Consider the following 14,679-nt stretch of genomic DNA (forward strand, 5'->3'; position numbering starts at 1 on the left):
GGGCGCGCAAACGCCCATGCAGGGAGAGCCGGATGCTTGGAAACCTGCACGTCCGGTTCGGAGAGGGGGATGGAGAAACTTGTCTCCGTAAGGTGATAAAGCGCTTCATCTCTACTCTACGGGACTTTACTTTCAGGGCGTGTAGACGGCGCCGTCGCCAACAAAGCGGGCGAGCCGCGTGCGCCCCTCTTCCTTCGCCATCAACTTGCGGGCGTCGTCGAGGGTCTGGGCGCGGTATTGGGCGGCCAACAATTGCTGCATTTGTAACGTCTGCTTCGCGTTCATAGCTGCAAGCTGATTGCCGGCTTGCGCGACCTGCAGATTTCCTGCGGCGCCCTGGCTTTCTGTCATCAGAAGATCGATCACCGCCGCATCGGCAGTTGCAATTTCGGCGACTTTCGCTTGCAGCCGGAGCGCATCTTCCATGGCGTAACGCGCCGCCTCCCAGCGAAGCCGCGCATGGGTCGTCATCTGCGCATTCGAATAGGACGCATAATCCGCCGGATAAAACGCAGCATAGGCGGCGTCGGTCTGCGATACCGTAAAAGCGATGCCCCTGGCGCTTGCGACGAGAGAGTCGATCTCGGTAAGAGTCGCCTGCAAATCTGCGGCAACGGAAGTGGGCAGGTTTTTCAGGTTTTCGGCCTGATTGACGATCATCTGCGCTTCATTGGCGAGCTGCTTGACCTGATTGTTGATCATCTGCAGTGTGCGCGCGGCCGTCAAAAGGTTTTCCGCGTGATTGGTTGGGTCGTAGACAATACCGCCCAGAATAAAGGCATGAGACGGCGTGACGACGGATATCGCGAGCGCGCTCGCGGCAATGAACGCCTTTAGCTTACGGCGCATGAGAGTTCTCCTTCCTTTGTTTCATGATCGATGAGATCGGCCGCCCAATGGACGCCATTGGCGCGCAGCCAGGCGGGCGCAAATGGCTGTCCATGGGTTTCGCCAAGTATTTTCTTAATGCGGGCCTGATCCTGTTGAGACGACGTTGCGCAAAAAGCGCGGGCGATGGGACCAAGCTGCAGATCGAACAGCCGGTCGCCGTCGCGGGATTGAAGATAATAATCCCGCTTCGGCGTTGCGCAGGCGATGATCTCGATCTGGCGCGAATTCAATCCGAAGGAGCGATAGATGTCGCTCGTCTGCGGTTCGATGGCGCTGGCGTTGGGCAGGAAAATCCGGCTGGGACAGGATTCGATAATCGCCGGCGCAATGGCGCTGGCGCCAATGTCGCTCAAGGATTGCGTTGCAAACCAGACAGCGACATTTTTCTTGCGCAGGGTTTTCAGCCAGTCGCGAATGCGCGCCGCGAATTGCGGATTGTCGAGAAACACCCAGGCTTCATCGAGAATAAGAAGCGTTGGAGACCCGTCAAAGCGTTCATCAAGCCGGTGGAAGAGATAGGAAAGCACCGGCGCGACAAGCCGCTTTTCGCCCATAAGTGTTTCCATTTCAAACGCGGCCATATCCGTGAGCGAAAGGTTTTCATGATCGGCGTCGAGCGCGGCGCCGTGCGCGCCGTCAAGAGTGAATGGTTGTAACGCGGATTTCAGCCGCTGGTTTTGAATGAGTACAGCGAGGCCTGTTAGGGTGCGCTCCCGCTCAGGCGCCGTCGCAAGGCTATTGAGCGCTGACCAAATTGTTTCTTTCAACTCCGGATCTATAACAACGCCTTCGCCGGCAAAGAGATCGCAAAGCCACTCCAGCGCCCAGGAGATTTCATGAGCTTGGTCAATGTGTGCCAGCGGCTGAAAGCTGAGGGCATCATCCTTGCCTAGATCGAAAAACGCGCCGCCAAGGGCCGCCATCGCGGCCCGCGCCGAACCGCCCTTATCGAAAAAGAAAACCTGCGCCCTCGGATAACGCCGGAACTGCATCGCCATGAGGCTTAGGAAAACAGATTTTCCGGCGCCGGTAGGCCCGACCACCATGCCATGGCCGACATCGCCCACATGGGTCGAAAACCGGAAGGGCGTCGCGCCTTCCGTCGTCGCATAAAAAAGCGGCGGTCCCTGAAGATGAGCATTTGCTTTTGGCCCCGCCCAAACCGCCGATAACGGCGCCATATGGGCGAGATTGAGAGAATGAACGATGGGCTGGCGGACATTTGCATAAGCGTGGCCCGGCAGCGATCCGAGCCAGGCTTCGACGGCGTTGACGCTCTCGCGAATGGCGACGAAGCCGGCGCCGTTCAGCACCCGTTCGATTTCACGGGCCTTGTCGTCGGCGGCTCTAGAATTCGCGTCGCTAACAATAATGGCTTGCGTTAAATAGCCGAAAGCGACGTCATCGGCACCGAGTTCTTGTAACGCCGCGTCGGCGTCAGCCGCCTTATTGTCAGCGTCGGTATCAACAAGGGCGCTCCCCTCATTGAACATCACTTCCTTGATGATCGCCGCAATGGATTTTCGTTTGGCGAACCATTGGCGGCGATATTTGGCGAGCGCCTTGGTCGCCTCGGTTTTATCGAGAGGCAGGAACCGCGACGTCCAGCGATAGGAAAACCCGAGCCGGTTTAAGTCGTCAAGGAATCCCGGCTCGGTCATATTGGGCAATCCGCGAACGCTGACGACCCGCAGATGCTGACCGCCAAGCATCGGTTCGAGACCGCCGGTGAGGATAGAGTCGCTTAGGATGGCGTCGAGATAGACCGGCGTTTCAGGAACGCGAACGCCATGGCGCTTGGCCGATATTGTTCCATGCAGATAGGAAAGCGTCTCTTCGTCATTGAGGATATGAAACGCGTCGAATTCGTTTTCGAGCAAATCGAAGGCGCGGCCCGAGTCGGTCAAAAACCGCTCAAGGTGAATTTTAGAACTCGGCGCCGCTGTTCCCTGCTCGCGCTCCACGAAGAGCTTTTCGGCGCGGTCGACCGACTGCGGCGGCGGCAGAAACCCGAGCGTCAGATAATATTCGCTCTCATAGTGCCCTGCCTCTTCTTCAAACATCGCCCGGCGTTCTTCGTCGACGAGCCAGGCGGCTGCTTCGCGCCATTCGCTTTGGGGATAGTCAATCGCGGGAACGCGCGCCGCCTCGAAATAAAGCGCCCAGCCGGAACCGAAGCGTTTGAGGACATTATTGATGCGAGCGGTTTTTGCGAGCAGTTCTTCCGCCGTTGCGCTTGCGAGGTCTGGCCCTCGATAACGCGCCGTGCGCTGAAAACTCCCGTCCTTGTTCAATACGACGCCCGGCGCGACGAGCAAGCCCCAAGGCAAATGATCGGCAAGCATGGCGCCTCGATTTCGGTATTCGGCGAGGTTCAGCATCGATAGCTCCCCGCCTGACGAACATGGCGCAGGATCACTTCCAGAAACTTCGGATCGCGCTTTGCGGCGAAGACGGCGAGACCGTGCCCGACAATCCAGAAGACAATTCCAGCGAGCCAGAGTTGCAAGCCAAGGCCGACCGCAGCCGCCAGCGTGCCGTTAAGGATCGCCACCGCCCGGGGCGCCCCGCCCATGAGAACGGGCTCGGTCAGGGACCGGTGCAGCGGCACGGTAAAGCCTTGGGGAAGCGCGCCCGACATTAGATCGCCGCTCCACCGCCAAAAGAGAAGAAGGCGAGAAAGAAGCTCGTCGCCGCAAAAGCGATGGAAAGACCGAAGACGATCTGCACGAGCTTCCGGAAACCGCCATCGGCGCCGCCAAAGGCAAGCGTCAGCCCGGTGATGGTGATGATGATGACGGCGATGATGCGCGCTACCGGCCCCTCGATCGAGTCGAGTATCTGGGTGAGCGGCGCCTCCCAGGGCATGCCCGAGCCGGCGGCGTGCGCCGATGATGAAAAGAAGACGATAACGGCGACTAGCGCCGCGATATTCAAAGCACGGATCATGATGCTTTCCTTTCCTGCGATCCAAAAGAAACGGGAGTGAGGTCGCGCAGCCGGAAGCCGTCAGGCGCAAGCCCTGTAACCTCAAGAATGGATTCAACCCGGCGCGCTTCCCCTCGGCCTGCGATGAAAACAACAATGTCGATGGCTTCCGCGATCAGGGACCGCGGCACGGTCATCGCTGCTTCGCCGATCAGTTGTTCAAGACGGGAGAGCGCGGCTTCTGCGGAATTGGCGTGAAGCGTCGCCAGCCCGCCGGGATGGCCTGTGTTCCAGGCCTTCAGCATGTCGAGGGCTTCGCCGCCCCTCACCTCGCCGACAATGATCCGGTCCGGACGTAGGCGTAGTGTAGACCGCACAAGACATCCAAGCGCCGCGACGCCCGGTTTGGTGCGAAGCGCAATCCAGTCGTCGGCGTCACAGGAAAGCTCGCGCGTATCTTCGATGAGAATGATGCGCTCGCCCGATGCGGCGATCTCAGCAAGCAGCGCATTTGCGAGTGTGGTCTTCCCCGATCCAGTGCCGCCAGCGATGAGAACATTCTTGCGTGTTTGCACAGCGGCGCGAAGCGTCTGCGCCTGCTCGGCGCGCAACACCCCAGAGGCGACGTAATCGTACAGCCGGTATAGTTTCCCGGCAGGTTTGCGGATGGCGAAGCACGGCGCCGTCGAAATCGGCGGCAATACGCCCTCAAAGCGTTCTCCGCTCTCCGGCAGTTCCGCCGAGACGATGGGATGGCCTCTGTCACATGAAACGCCTATATGACTGGCGACGAGACGGATGACGCGTTCTGTAACGTCAGTAGTCAGCACGACATTGGTTTTTTCGCGGCCGCTGCCATGGCGTTCGACCCAGAGCGTACCGTCGGGATTGACCATGACCTCAACAACGGACGGATCGGAAAGCGCATCGGTGATCGCCGCCCCCAGGGCGGACCGCAGCATGCCGGCAAGGCGCTGGCGGAAAACATCATGCATGGCCCGCCTCCTTTAAGTCCTGGAGGTCTTTAGCCTCGAAGAAATCCTCCGCAGAGGGGACGAACTCCTCGAACGCGTCTTCGAAAACGCTGCGACGGCGTTCGAGCTGGCCTTTGACGGCGTCGATGTAACGGGAGAAACGTTCGTCGCCTTTGAGTTTCGCCGCTTGCTTCGAGGCGTCGGGGATCAAGGGTGCGAAAGTAAGATAGATGCGCACATATCGTGTCATCATTTCGGCGAAAATGGCGTCGTTGCGTTCAAGCCGGGCCATGTGCCGGCTCATGTGATCGAGCCTACGGATGATCGCCGCGTCGCGCTGATCGTCCACTTCGTGGGAGAAGAAAGCGTTGAGCGCCGCTTCGATGATTTCGGATTGGAAACGCCGGGTTTTTTCGCCGCGGCGGCGACCTTGGCGCGAATGTCATTGGAAACGTATGCGATGAGACGCGGCTTCGCCATTACCGGCCTCCAATCAGGTCAAGATCACCGCCGCGCTCGACGCCATAGGCGCGCTGGGCGGGCGACAAGCCTTTTGATTTCTGCGCCATCGCCTTAGCGGCGATCTCCGGCGAATCGTCATCGGTTAAACGCTCGCCGCTTTTACGATCATCACGGCATTTCGTCCTGAAGGGCTTTCCGTAAGCGCGGTCCCGTTCGATGTCGTCATCGGATTTCCACGATTGGCGCGCCGTTTCGAGAAGGTCTAGATGAACCGAAGCTTTGACGCCAACCCAGTCATGTTTGGCAGGCGCCTCGTTTATTTTTGGCGCTTCCTGCGCCGGCAGCGTGCGCTCCGTGAAGTTGCGGTCTTCGTAATATTTGAGCTTCTTCGCCCTGATCGGCGGGAGCCCCGATATCATCACCAATTCATCGTCCGGCGGCAGCTGCATGATTTCGCCGGGGGTCAATAAGGGGCGCTGGGTTTCCTGACGCGAAACCATGACATGAGCGAGCCAGGGCGCGAGGCGATGGCCAGCATAGTTACGCATGGCGCGCATTTCCGTCGCTGAACCAAGCATATCGCTGACGCGCTTTGCTGTGCGTTCGTCATTGGTGGCGAAAGAAACGCGCACATGAGCATTGTCGAGGATCGAATGATTGGGCCCGTAAGCGTTCTCGATCTGATTGAGGCTCTGGGCTATCAGAAAAGCACGCACCCCGTATCCAGCCATGAACGCAAGTGCGCTTTCGAAGAAGTCGAGCTTGCCGAGCGCCGGGAATTCATCGAGCATCAGGAGAACGCGTTGGCCTGCATGCGCCGCGCCGTGATGTTCCGTCAAGCGCCGTCCAATTTGATTGAGGATGAGCCGCATCAGCGGCTTGGTGCGCGAGATGTCTGACGGCGGAACGACGAGATAGAGTGACAGCGGGCGCTGCTCATCTCGCAAATCAGCGATGCGGAAATCGCATGCCGACGTTGTGTTTGCGACGAGCGGATCGCGATAAAGAGAAAGAAAGCTGAGCGCTGTCGAAAGAACGCCGGAACGTTCATTCGAGGTGCGGTTTTTCACCTCCTGCACGAATTCGGCAATGACAGGATGGGTCTTGGGCGCATCTTCGGTTCCCACATGATTTGTGCCCGCCATCCGGTCGATGGTCTCGTCGAAGCTGTGATTCGGATCGGAAAGGAGGCTCACGACCTGGGCGAGGGATTTGTTCTCTTCGGCGTAAAGGACGTGAAGAATGGCGCCCACGAGCAGCGCATAGGCTGTCTTATCCCAATGGTCGCGGCGCAAATAAGGTCCATCCGGATCGACCAGAATGTCAGCGATGTTTTGGGCGTCGCGAACTTCATTGGCGCCACGGCGAACTTCCAGCAAAGGATTGAAGCGCGCCGTTTGCGGATCGGTCGGATCGAACCGCACACAGTTTGAAAATCCGCTGCGCCAGCCGCTGGTCAGATCCCAGTTTTCGCCCTTGATATCGTGAATGACGGCGCCGCCCGGCCAGGAAAGGAGCGTCGGAACAACAAGCCCGACGCCCTTCCCCGACCGCGTCGGGGCGAACGCGATAACATGCTCCGGCCCGTCATGACGAAGATAGTTTTGTTCATAACGGCCTAGAAATACGCCGGCCGACTTGTGATATCGCGCCTTGATGATTTCTTTACGCGTCGCCCAACGCGACGAGCCGTAAGTTGTCACATCCTTCGATTGCCGCGCCCGCCACACGGAGCCTGCAACCGCTGTACCGGCGCCAAGAAAACCGCCGGCGGCCGCCATCGCCCCAGCCTTGTTGAATACTGCTGGCGCATAAGCTTCATAGGCGTACCACCACTGGAATAACCGCCAGGGGTGAAAGACGCGCAGGTCGCCAAGAAAAAACCATGGACGGCCGAGCCATGGATCATTGTTCAGCGTCGCCGCCGCCCACTGCGTCGCGCCCCACACCGCGCCGATAACAACGGCCAGTACGACAATGATCTGCCCAATGAGAATTTTAGTCGGCGTCACGCGCGTTCGCTCCTTTAATGGAGCGAACTTTCAAGTCAGAAGACAAAAAACGTCAAGGCGAAAAAGCGAGCAGTTTCAATGCATTATATTGTTCGAAAGTGAATAATATGGAACCTGTGAGTACGGCTGATGACAATGTGGGAGGAGGATTTTTTTGTGCTGTGGGATCCAAGTACGACCGTTTTATCCTCAAAGCGGACCTTAAACGGGGTTGACGAATCGATCGTTCCATTCTATTTCACTTTTTCTACGTGAGTTATGGTGAATCAAATGAAGATCGACATGAGGGCGCTAGCGAACGATACGATTCTGGCCGGGGCCGTTGCGGGCAAGGCGGTTTTCGTCAGGTTGATTGCGGCGACAGGGAGCGAACCGGAAGAGCCGACGGCCCTGATCATGGACTTTGGCGGCGTCGAGGTGGCGACCGCCAGCTTCCTGCGCGAAACTGTCTTTGCGTCGAAGACTTATATGCGTGCGCGGCAGTCCTCTCTTTATCCGGTGGTTGCAAATCTGAATGATGAAATTCGCGATGAACTCGCGGTGCTGACAGAGGCGCTGAGCGACGCGATCATTTCTTGCGAGATTTCTTCGTCAGGTCTGCTTTCAAATGTTCAGCTGATCGGCAAACTCGATCCCAAGCAGCAGCTCACATTCGACTACATCATCGAAAACCGCGTGGCGGATGCAAACACGCTGAAAGAACGGCTTGGCGACACTGAAAAAGCCAAGAGCACGAATGCCTGGAATAACAGGCTTGCGGGTCTCGTCGCTCGCGGGGTGATCAAGGAGTTTTCGCGCGGACGCGCGAAATTTTACAAACCAATTCTCGATGAGGCATTATAATGGGTGCTGATTTTCTCGACAAGCGCAACAAAGGTTACGCCAAGCATATCGACCGTAAACGTGCCGCACTGGCGACAGGCGATTTATTCACGCAAGAACCGAATGACAAGCCGCGCCGAGTCATCGCCAAGTTGAAACGCGGCTTTAGCGTCGCCAAAGGCGATAAACTCATTATCGAGAAGAACGGCGCGGGTCTTACCGGATGCCAGGGAAACAGCGTTGTCGCCGAGGTTGAGACGGCTTCTCCAGTGATCGCTGAAGCTGTCTCGAAATCGAGTGGCGTCGCCACGGGCACCGTCGAGAAGGTCAATAAGATCTCGGGAACGGTGGAGATGTCAATCAAATGAGCCAGATGCCGCCAGACCTTCGCAGCGATCGATTGATTGCGCGAAAACTGACCGACAGCCCTGGAAGCGTTCCAATGGCGCTTGGTTGCCCGTCCTGCCGACATTTTGACATATGCGGCGGTCTCAGCATCGAGGAAGGCGTTCTCGATTGCCTCGCCTTCTGTTGCGGGAAATCGGAATCCTGCTCGTTGGTTTGCCGGAAAAAGGCTGAATTGTTCGCGCAACAAGTTCGCGAGATCGATGGCTTCGAATTCGACAACGTCGCACGAACGCCGACTGTCGCGGTCAATTTCAACGACGAAATTGTCCCGCTAGTCTACCATGGCAGCAGCCGGGCGAAGGCGCTGTCATACGGCATCATGGCGCTTCGTCTCGCTGACCTTATCAACTTCCGGACCGGAAGGCTTCGCTTCGAAACGAGGGCGGAGCTTTGCAAGGCGTTCCGCATCGAAGAGGCGGCAACGCTTATCTTGACGGGCGTTGATCAAGATCACCGCATCGAGCCGTGGTGGGCGCTTGGAGAGAAGCGCCTCGGCATCATTGAACAGCTTCGCCAGATCGGCGTCGCACTGGTGACGGCACCCAATTTCAGCGTCTTTATCAATCATCCCCGCACGGATGACCTTCATGCGATGAAACGGATTGCGCTCGTCTTCGCCGAGTTTCAATTGGGGGGTATCGCCTGCGCACTTCACGCCCATGGACGGACGGAACGCGACTTCAGTCGGTGGGCGTTTTTCATTCGCGAGCGGCCGGAAATTCAGATCCTGTCGTATGAATTCATTACCGGATCTGCCACGAAGGCCCGACGCAGATTTCATCTCGAACAGCTGGCGATGATCGCGAAGATGGCTGGGCGCGATCTGGACATCATCATCCGCGGCAAGCCCGATGTCATTCCATTCCTGAGGAAGCTCTTTCGGCGAGTGATTTACATCGAATCCGGAACTTTCGTGAAAACCATCAACCGGCAACGCGCAGAGCGCGTGGGAAACCGCAATCTCACCTGGGCAACAATGCCGACTGATATGGGCGCACCCGTCGATGCCTTGTTTCAGCACAATGCACGCGAGCGGATCGCCTATCTTCACAACAGGTTCTACACGGACCCCGAACCCGACCCTGTGTCGAGAGCGGCGTGAGGTGACTCATCGACGCGCTCACTTACGACATTGCGGACGATATCGCCCTTGCACTCGAAAGCGGCGCGGTTGCGATCGACGATTTACCGGAGCACCGCGTCTACGATGTGTCGCCGGCGCTGGAGCTGGCCCATTGCAGGCCTGAGGTCGCATCATCGTTCAATGGGCACGGAGCATGGCTCGATACCGGGGCCGCAGAAGCGCTGCTCGTCGCCAGCATCGGCAATCTGAACACCTTTATCTCCACGGATGGCCGGCAAGGCATGATTTCTGTTGCTGAGATCAGCCGAAACGCCACCGCATGGACCGATTTCGCTATCAAGCTTAAGGCCGCCGCCGGAGATTCTGGATTTTCCTCGGACCACGGAGGAAAGCTGCTTGCGGCAGTTAAAGAGTTTTTCAGCAACGTTATCGAGCACAGCGAAAAAATTGAAACCGGACAGGTGCTCTTCTCGGCGCGGCTAGGACGATTCGAGATTGTGGTTCGCGATCGCGGTATCGGCGTCTTGGAGAGTTTGAGAAAAAATCCGAAGTACGCCGATTTGAATGACGGCGGGTCCGCGATTGAGCTTGCGCTTCAAGAAGGCGTTTCGCGCCATGCTGAAGAACCAGGACATGGTTTCGGATTTCGGCCGGTTTTTATCGGCCTCGCCAATGTAAGCGAATACATACGGTTTCGCTCGGGCGATCATTGTCGGGAGTTTTTTCAAAAGCCGGGCGGGTCAATTGATGCCCATACCAAGCAATCGAGCGGGCTAGACGGCTTTAGTTGCACGGTAATCTGTACTCCGAACAGCGTTTAGATTTTCGGCGCACAACGTAGAAAAAGAGTGAGTTGTTGAGATGTTTATCGAGCGAAGGCTGAATAAGGCTACAGGTGCCGTCGAACTCTGGTACTGCGAATGGAAGAACGCAACAGGAGAGGACGCGCAAAAGGTGTGGGTCGAAAAAGTGTGTAATGAGCAGGCAGCAAAACAGGACGCCGTGAAAGTTCGAACCGAGGCTGCGGCGATATGTTGGTCCTACGGACGGACGCTCGGAAATATCGCTGTGAACTCGCCGGAAATGCTGGGTCATTTTCCGGCAAAGAACGGCTCTGATGCGGAGTTACCGTGCGATTTCACCGACGCCGGGAAATTCCGCAACGGGCAACCACGGGTGTGGTGTCGCACGCATCAGACGCATTGGGGAACGAAGGCTGATTTCGCATCGAGGGAGCAGCTAGGCGTGATGAGGTGTGCTAATCACGGCCAACGGATGAACTACGTCGTATCGCCTTACTGCGTGAACGTCGATGCGCATGAAGAGGTTGGAATCTGGTGTTCGATGCCGGCCGCGATTTCAACCGAAGAGATCGCCCCTCGGCCGCCGAAGATCCATGTCCATGTGCGAGAGAATGCGGGCGCCAAAAAAGTTATCGATAAGGACTTTCACGCCATTTCCATTCAATATGGATCAGGCATGGACCTGTTCGGGGCAAACGATATCAGCCTGGTAAACGTCACGCCGCCCGCGGCGTTTGATTTCGTCTGCGGGCTAGAACTTGAGAAAGAAATGGACTGCATCAATTGCAGCCATTGCGGCTATCCGCATCTGGACCTCGGCGACTTCGCCCAGACGCCGCACCGAAAGCACTTTTGCGGGAATTGCGGTCGCGACAGTACCTGGAGCAAGAAGCCTATCGTCTCAACGCCACTGAAGCCTTTACATGACAGCTTCGCGAAAACCCTAAAATACGCCACGCCGGATCGTTCTTTGAACCTCGACGACTACAACGGCTACACCCATACAATTTGGGCGTCCACGCCGGCAATTGTCTGGACCGCCGCTCGCGAACAGGAATTTGGAATTCACGTCCATGTTCACAAGGGTGCCGATAGGGTCGTCGACGATACCTTTGGCGAGGTTATTCTCGGTGGTAAACCGTTGGATCGGGCGGCTTTAGTCGCAATGATGATGGAACGAACGATCGTGTAAGGTGCAGGTTGCCAAGTTCTCTTCGGGTAATCCCGCCCTTACAAAAGCTAATGCCTCATTTCTTGCGCGTTTCTGAATTCCGGCCAATTCTCAAAGCGGACATTCGCCATCGGGACTAATTAGATAAATTCCAAAATGAGCACACCTCACACCAAACTTTATTCACCCTCAGCATCATCCCGGCGTCCGCTACCGGTCACAGAATCCATCTCTCGAATGTATTCCTCAAGCATCCCATAGTGATTGAGAATTCGGTAGGAGTTTCGGGATGCGGCATTCGCCCGCATTGCGTCGTCAATCTGACACCAAGAGCATTTTTCTTGAACAGAGCCTAAAGGCTCCTTGCACTCTTTGCAAAAACTCTTGCTAGACGAGATTTCTGTTCCGGTGAACGTAAATGAACGACCACTTGAATCGACTAGGAATGGTACTGAAGAGCTCTTACCGATTCGGAGTTCATAGTACTCACACCCCATTGTCTTTGATATATCCTGGAGACGGCCCTTTGTTTCTTGCGATGCATTTGCACCGCAAACTATGCTCTTTAAGCACGCCGGCGGAAGGTCTAGCAAAATTAAGTCATTCAATTCACGAACGAATGAATTTTGCGCTATCAATCTTCTCTCTTGCTCGTAGCTCCAACACACCGTTTTTGTAAAGTAGGCCGCCTCAAGTACGGCGTTGGTAAGTAGGTAAGTATATCTCGGTTTTCCAATATGCACGACACGCGCGATTAAATCAGCAAAATCCGTCAATGGCCGATCTGAATATTTGACATTATCAATCCGAGCCTCGTGCAGGTAGCTAGTCAATTCATTCTCAAAAAGTTCAATTACGAATCCCTTATGATTTTCCGCATAGTGTGCCCACATGGGAACGACAACCGGTGAAGAAGAAAAACAAGTTGTCGGAAAATGAGGAATCTCTCCAACCGCTTCTGCATACGCGGCAAGCAACTTTGGGTCTATATTGAAATCGGTCGTCAAAAAAAGCTCATAAGGGTCATTGAAGTCCTTAGGTCGAGAGCATCTCAAAGTTATTTTACTGGACGAAGGAAAAACCTTGTCGACGTTGCTCGGTCCGACATACTTAAATGCGCTTCTTGACATTTCCAAACCTCAAGGGTTTTGAGTGATCGCCTCCACCGAGAAATCCTCACAGCAGACATTCTCCAGACAAGCGAAAAACATCTACTAGCTCGAACAACAAAGCATCAACAAATTAACTCTAACGCATTAGATCGCTCTAGCCGGAGTAAGTCTTGACCCGATCAATCACACTTTTTTCGTCCATGAGTATTGCGACGCTGTGTCGAGCTCTAGTCAGCGCCACATAAAACTGAGCCTTAGACTTATCTGTTTTGCCTCGGTCAAGCTCTGTTCGGTCACCTAAGAAAAACGCTTTCTGGGGTTCCGTCGGTACTATAAGGACATTATCAAATTGCTTTCCCTTAGCCTTTCCAAAAGTGAATGACTGAATCCCTCGGCATAATTCTATTTCCACATTCTTGTTTAGGCGTATGATCGATGGTTTGCAAAATGAAACGTAATCCGCGAGTTTGTCGCGACTTACAGTGAACACCCCCGTGTGACGGGGCAGCGGGTACTTTGCCACATCTACAATACTGACAGTATCCTCATAATGCCCTGGAGGATAAACAAGGTTAGCTACGTCACAAATGGCTTGGCAACAACGATGACTACCTGGCATTGGAATAGTCTCAAAGTTCATTTGAGCGAATTTTTCTTTTTTCTCATTATCACTTTGTGGGCGTCTCGTTCCAAACGCTGTTTGGTAGATTGTTTGACGAAAATCACCCACCGCATGAACAACCGGTAGGCTTGACTTTGAAAGTGCGGAAAGCACTTCGTAATCCCATCCCACTAGATCTTGCACTTCGTCGAAAAAAATACCGCCGTAAATTCTTGATAATCGAGAAACAGAAGCCCCAGCACTCGCTTTATGGATTCTTTCTGCCAGTTTCGAAACAAAGAAAGTATGCACGAGCTGACCGTTATTTGTTGTAAAATGACGACGAAGATTCTGTTGTTCTCCGGTGCCTCGGATTGTGAAAGTCCCCTTCTTGTGGGGATTTGAATCATTGAAATTTACGTTCCGCAGTCGCGTTTCCAGCAAATAATTTTGATACGGCCTGATCATATCCTCTAGAAGAAATGAGAACCAACCCTTTACCTCAATCTTGATTCTGGTGTCGCCAAACTTATCAACAAGCTTTCTTTTCAACTCAAGTTGGTTTTCTTCAGTATACGTAACTATAAGACAAGGCCTACCTGCTTGAGCGAGCTTGGCGGCTTCGGAAATAATCCAAGTAGATTTGCCCGCTCCGGCACAAGCTATTCGAAGTTCACGAGTCAAATTTGAGCGCATTTTCCAGGTACGGAGGATAAAGTATCGAATCATTACTCTCGAAAATGCGAATTGCTGAATCTACCTTTTTGTCTCCGCTATCTTTGAACCAGTCTTTGAGGAAATCGGTCTTCCCCTGTATTCCTTCTTCCGCCGCGTACTTCTTGTAGGTTTGTGGGGACAAAGCGATTTTTGCATAACTATCCAATTGATCTTCTGAGTTCCCATTCACCGCAAAGAGCGCTGGCTCAAGCGAGTTCAAAGTACCATCAAGCTCTGAGAAAAATTTGATTTTCGGGTAATCGGTATACTCGCAAATAAGTGGCTGTACTTTCGTAGAGTAATTGCCGTCGTTGTCTTTTACGACATGAATCTGATTGCCAACTTCGCAACCGATATTCAAAAAGTTCCTAAATCCAATTCCGCGCACAACGATTATGTCTATACCATGCTTTTCGGGCAGGACGCCGTGCAAAGTAAGATATTTCTTTTTGAGAAGTATTTCATCTGAAGGTCCTTCGACTAGAATAACTTTTCTCGCCAGCACAACTCGTAATGTATCGTAGCCCGGCATCCGCTTTAGGCGCTTGGCGGTTTCCTTATCGACGGTATTTAATCGCTTGGGACTCTCGCCGAGCACAGTCACATTAGCTAAGTTCAGCTTATTCAAGACGTAAGAGCTATGAGTCGTTAGAAACAGCTGTTTCCCTTGTCCTTCCCCCTTAAAGTCAGGCCA

16 protein-coding genes are annotated in these 14,679 nt (G+C 54.6%); 5 read left to right on the forward strand and 11 right to left on the reverse strand.

The window, feature by feature from the left end; translation table 11 throughout:
* Positions 1-132 precede the first annotated feature (132 nt).
* From trbJ to traG, 8 genes are read right to left on the reverse strand one after another with little or no spacing between them, the layout of a single operon-like run.
* Positions 133-849 (reverse strand): P-type conjugative transfer protein TrbJ, encoded by a 717-nt coding sequence (trbJ, locus tag ACQK2Q_RS08410; protein ID WP_425409298.1) that lies wholly within the window; start codon positions 847-849, stop codon positions 133-135.
* Positions 834-3,272, reverse strand: a complete 2,439-nt coding sequence (trbE, locus tag ACQK2Q_RS08415) for a conjugal transfer protein TrbE (RefSeq protein ID WP_425409299.1) — start codon at positions 3,270-3,272, stop codon at positions 834-836. The genes trbJ and trbE overlap by 16 nt, the downstream gene beginning before the upstream one ends.
* Positions 3,266-3,532 (reverse strand): VirB3 family type IV secretion system protein, encoded by a 267-nt coding sequence (locus ACQK2Q_RS08420; RefSeq protein WP_425409300.1) that lies wholly within the window; start codon positions 3,530-3,532, stop codon positions 3,266-3,268. The genes trbE and ACQK2Q_RS08420 overlap by 7 nt, the downstream gene beginning before the upstream one ends.
* On the reverse strand, positions 3,532-3,840 hold the full coding sequence (locus tag ACQK2Q_RS08425) for a TrbC/VirB2 family protein (protein ID WP_425409301.1): 309 nt from the start codon (positions 3,838-3,840) through the stop codon (positions 3,532-3,534). The genes ACQK2Q_RS08420 and ACQK2Q_RS08425 overlap by 1 nt, the downstream gene beginning before the upstream one ends.
* A complete protein-coding gene (gene trbB, locus ACQK2Q_RS08430) occupies positions 3,837-4,814 on the reverse strand; it encodes a P-type conjugative transfer ATPase TrbB (protein ID WP_425409302.1) in 978 nt (325 codons plus the stop codon). Before trbB ends, ACQK2Q_RS08425 begins: the two co-directional genes overlap by 4 nt.
* On the reverse strand, positions 4,807-5,097 hold the full coding sequence (locus ACQK2Q_RS08435; RefSeq protein ID WP_425409303.1) for a hypothetical protein: 291 nt from the start codon (positions 5,095-5,097) through the stop codon (positions 4,807-4,809). Before ACQK2Q_RS08435 ends, trbB begins: the two co-directional genes overlap by 8 nt.
* Entirely contained in the window at positions 5,094-5,273 is a 180-nt protein-coding gene (locus tag ACQK2Q_RS08440; RefSeq protein WP_425409304.1) for a hypothetical protein, read from the reverse strand. Before ACQK2Q_RS08440 ends, ACQK2Q_RS08435 begins: the two co-directional genes overlap by 4 nt.
* Positions 5,273-7,267: an IncP-type conjugal transfer protein TraG gene (traG, locus tag ACQK2Q_RS08445; RefSeq protein ID WP_425409305.1), complete on the reverse strand. Its 1,995-nt coding sequence runs from the start codon at positions 7,265-7,267 to the stop codon at positions 5,273-5,275. The genes ACQK2Q_RS08440 and traG overlap by 1 nt, the downstream gene beginning before the upstream one ends.
* 270 nt (positions 7,268-7,537) lie before the next feature.
* Here traG and ACQK2Q_RS08450 point away from each other — a divergent pair, with 270 nt between their 5' ends.
* The 5 genes from ACQK2Q_RS08450 (at position 7,538) to ACQK2Q_RS08470 (ending at position 11,576) form a co-directional block, all read left to right on the forward strand.
* Positions 7,538-8,110, forward strand: coding sequence for a hypothetical protein (locus tag ACQK2Q_RS08450; protein WP_425409306.1), 573 nt, complete (start codon positions 7,538-7,540; stop codon positions 8,108-8,110).
* Complete coding sequence (locus tag ACQK2Q_RS08455; RefSeq protein ID WP_425409307.1) at positions 8,110-8,457, forward strand: hypothetical protein; 348 nt, start codon at positions 8,110-8,112, stop codon at positions 8,455-8,457. The genes ACQK2Q_RS08450 and ACQK2Q_RS08455 overlap by 1 nt, the downstream gene beginning before the upstream one ends.
* Positions 8,454-9,599: a hypothetical protein gene (locus ACQK2Q_RS08460; RefSeq protein ID WP_425409308.1), complete on the forward strand. Its 1,146-nt coding sequence runs from the start codon at positions 8,454-8,456 to the stop codon at positions 9,597-9,599. Before ACQK2Q_RS08455 ends, ACQK2Q_RS08460 begins: the two co-directional genes overlap by 4 nt.
* 107 nt (positions 9,600-9,706) lie before the next feature.
* Entirely contained in the window at positions 9,707-10,402 is a 696-nt protein-coding gene (locus ACQK2Q_RS08465) for a hypothetical protein (protein WP_425409309.1), read from the forward strand.
* A 40-nt stretch (positions 10,403-10,442) separates the two neighbouring features.
* Complete coding sequence (locus ACQK2Q_RS08470; protein WP_425409310.1) at positions 10,443-11,576, forward strand: hypothetical protein; 1,134 nt, start codon at positions 10,443-10,445, stop codon at positions 11,574-11,576.
* Between the two features lie 158 nt (positions 11,577-11,734).
* Here the strand turns inward: ACQK2Q_RS08470 and ACQK2Q_RS08475 are convergent, their stop codons facing one another.
* The 3 genes from ACQK2Q_RS08475 to ACQK2Q_RS08485 form a co-directional block, all read right to left on the reverse strand.
* On the reverse strand, positions 11,735-12,562 hold the full coding sequence (locus ACQK2Q_RS08475; RefSeq protein ID WP_425409311.1) for a DUF2971 domain-containing protein: 828 nt from the start codon (positions 12,560-12,562) through the stop codon (positions 11,735-11,737).
* A 259-nt stretch (positions 12,563-12,821) separates the two neighbouring features.
* Positions 12,822-13,952, reverse strand: a complete 1,131-nt coding sequence (locus ACQK2Q_RS08480) for a hypothetical protein (RefSeq protein ID WP_425409312.1) — start codon at positions 13,950-13,952, stop codon at positions 12,822-12,824.
* Positions 13,942-14,613, reverse strand: coding sequence for a TOPRIM nucleotidyl transferase/hydrolase domain-containing protein (locus ACQK2Q_RS08485; RefSeq protein WP_425409313.1), 672 nt, complete (start codon positions 14,611-14,613; stop codon positions 13,942-13,944). The genes ACQK2Q_RS08480 and ACQK2Q_RS08485 overlap by 11 nt, the downstream gene beginning before the upstream one ends.
* Positions 14,614-14,679: the final 66 nt, after the last annotated feature.

Origin of the sequence: Hyphococcus sp. (genome assembly GCF_965228385.1) — a bacterium.
In the GTDB taxonomy this organism is placed as follows: Bacteria; Pseudomonadota; Alphaproteobacteria; order Caulobacterales; family Parvularculaceae; genus Hyphococcus.

Coding starts and splice junctions, on each gene's coding strand:
- trbJ (WP_425409298.1), bottom strand. CDS start 849: ATGCGCCGTAAGCTAAAGGCGTTCATTGCCGCGAGCGCGCTCGCGATA.
- trbE (WP_425409299.1), bottom strand. CDS start 3,272: ATGCTGAACCTCGCCGAATACCGAAATCGAGGCGCCATGCTTGCCGAT.
- ACQK2Q_RS08420 (WP_425409300.1), bottom strand. CDS start 3,532: ATGTCGGGCGCGCTTCCCCAAGGCTTTACCGTGCCGCTGCACCGGTCC.
- ACQK2Q_RS08425 (WP_425409301.1), bottom strand. CDS start 3,840: ATGATCCGTGCTTTGAATATCGCGGCGCTAGTCGCCGTTATCGTCTTC.
- trbB (WP_425409302.1), bottom strand. CDS start 4,814: ATGCATGATGTTTTCCGCCAGCGCCTTGCCGGCATGCTGCGGTCCGCC.
- ACQK2Q_RS08435 (WP_425409303.1), bottom strand. CDS start 5,097: ATGAGCCGGCACATGGCCCGGCTTGAACGCAACGACGCCATTTTCGCC.
- ACQK2Q_RS08440 (WP_425409304.1), bottom strand. CDS start 5,273: ATGGCGAAGCCGCGTCTCATCGCATACGTTTCCAATGACATTCGCGCC.
- ACQK2Q_RS08450 (WP_425409306.1), top strand. CDS start 7,538: ATGAAGATCGACATGAGGGCGCTAGCGAACGATACGATTCTGGCCGGG.
- ACQK2Q_RS08455 (WP_425409307.1), top strand. CDS start 8,110: ATGGGTGCTGATTTTCTCGACAAGCGCAACAAAGGTTACGCCAAGCAT.
- ACQK2Q_RS08460 (WP_425409308.1), top strand. CDS start 8,454: ATGAGCCAGATGCCGCCAGACCTTCGCAGCGATCGATTGATTGCGCGA.
- ACQK2Q_RS08470 (WP_425409310.1), top strand. CDS start 10,443: ATGTTTATCGAGCGAAGGCTGAATAAGGCTACAGGTGCCGTCGAACTC.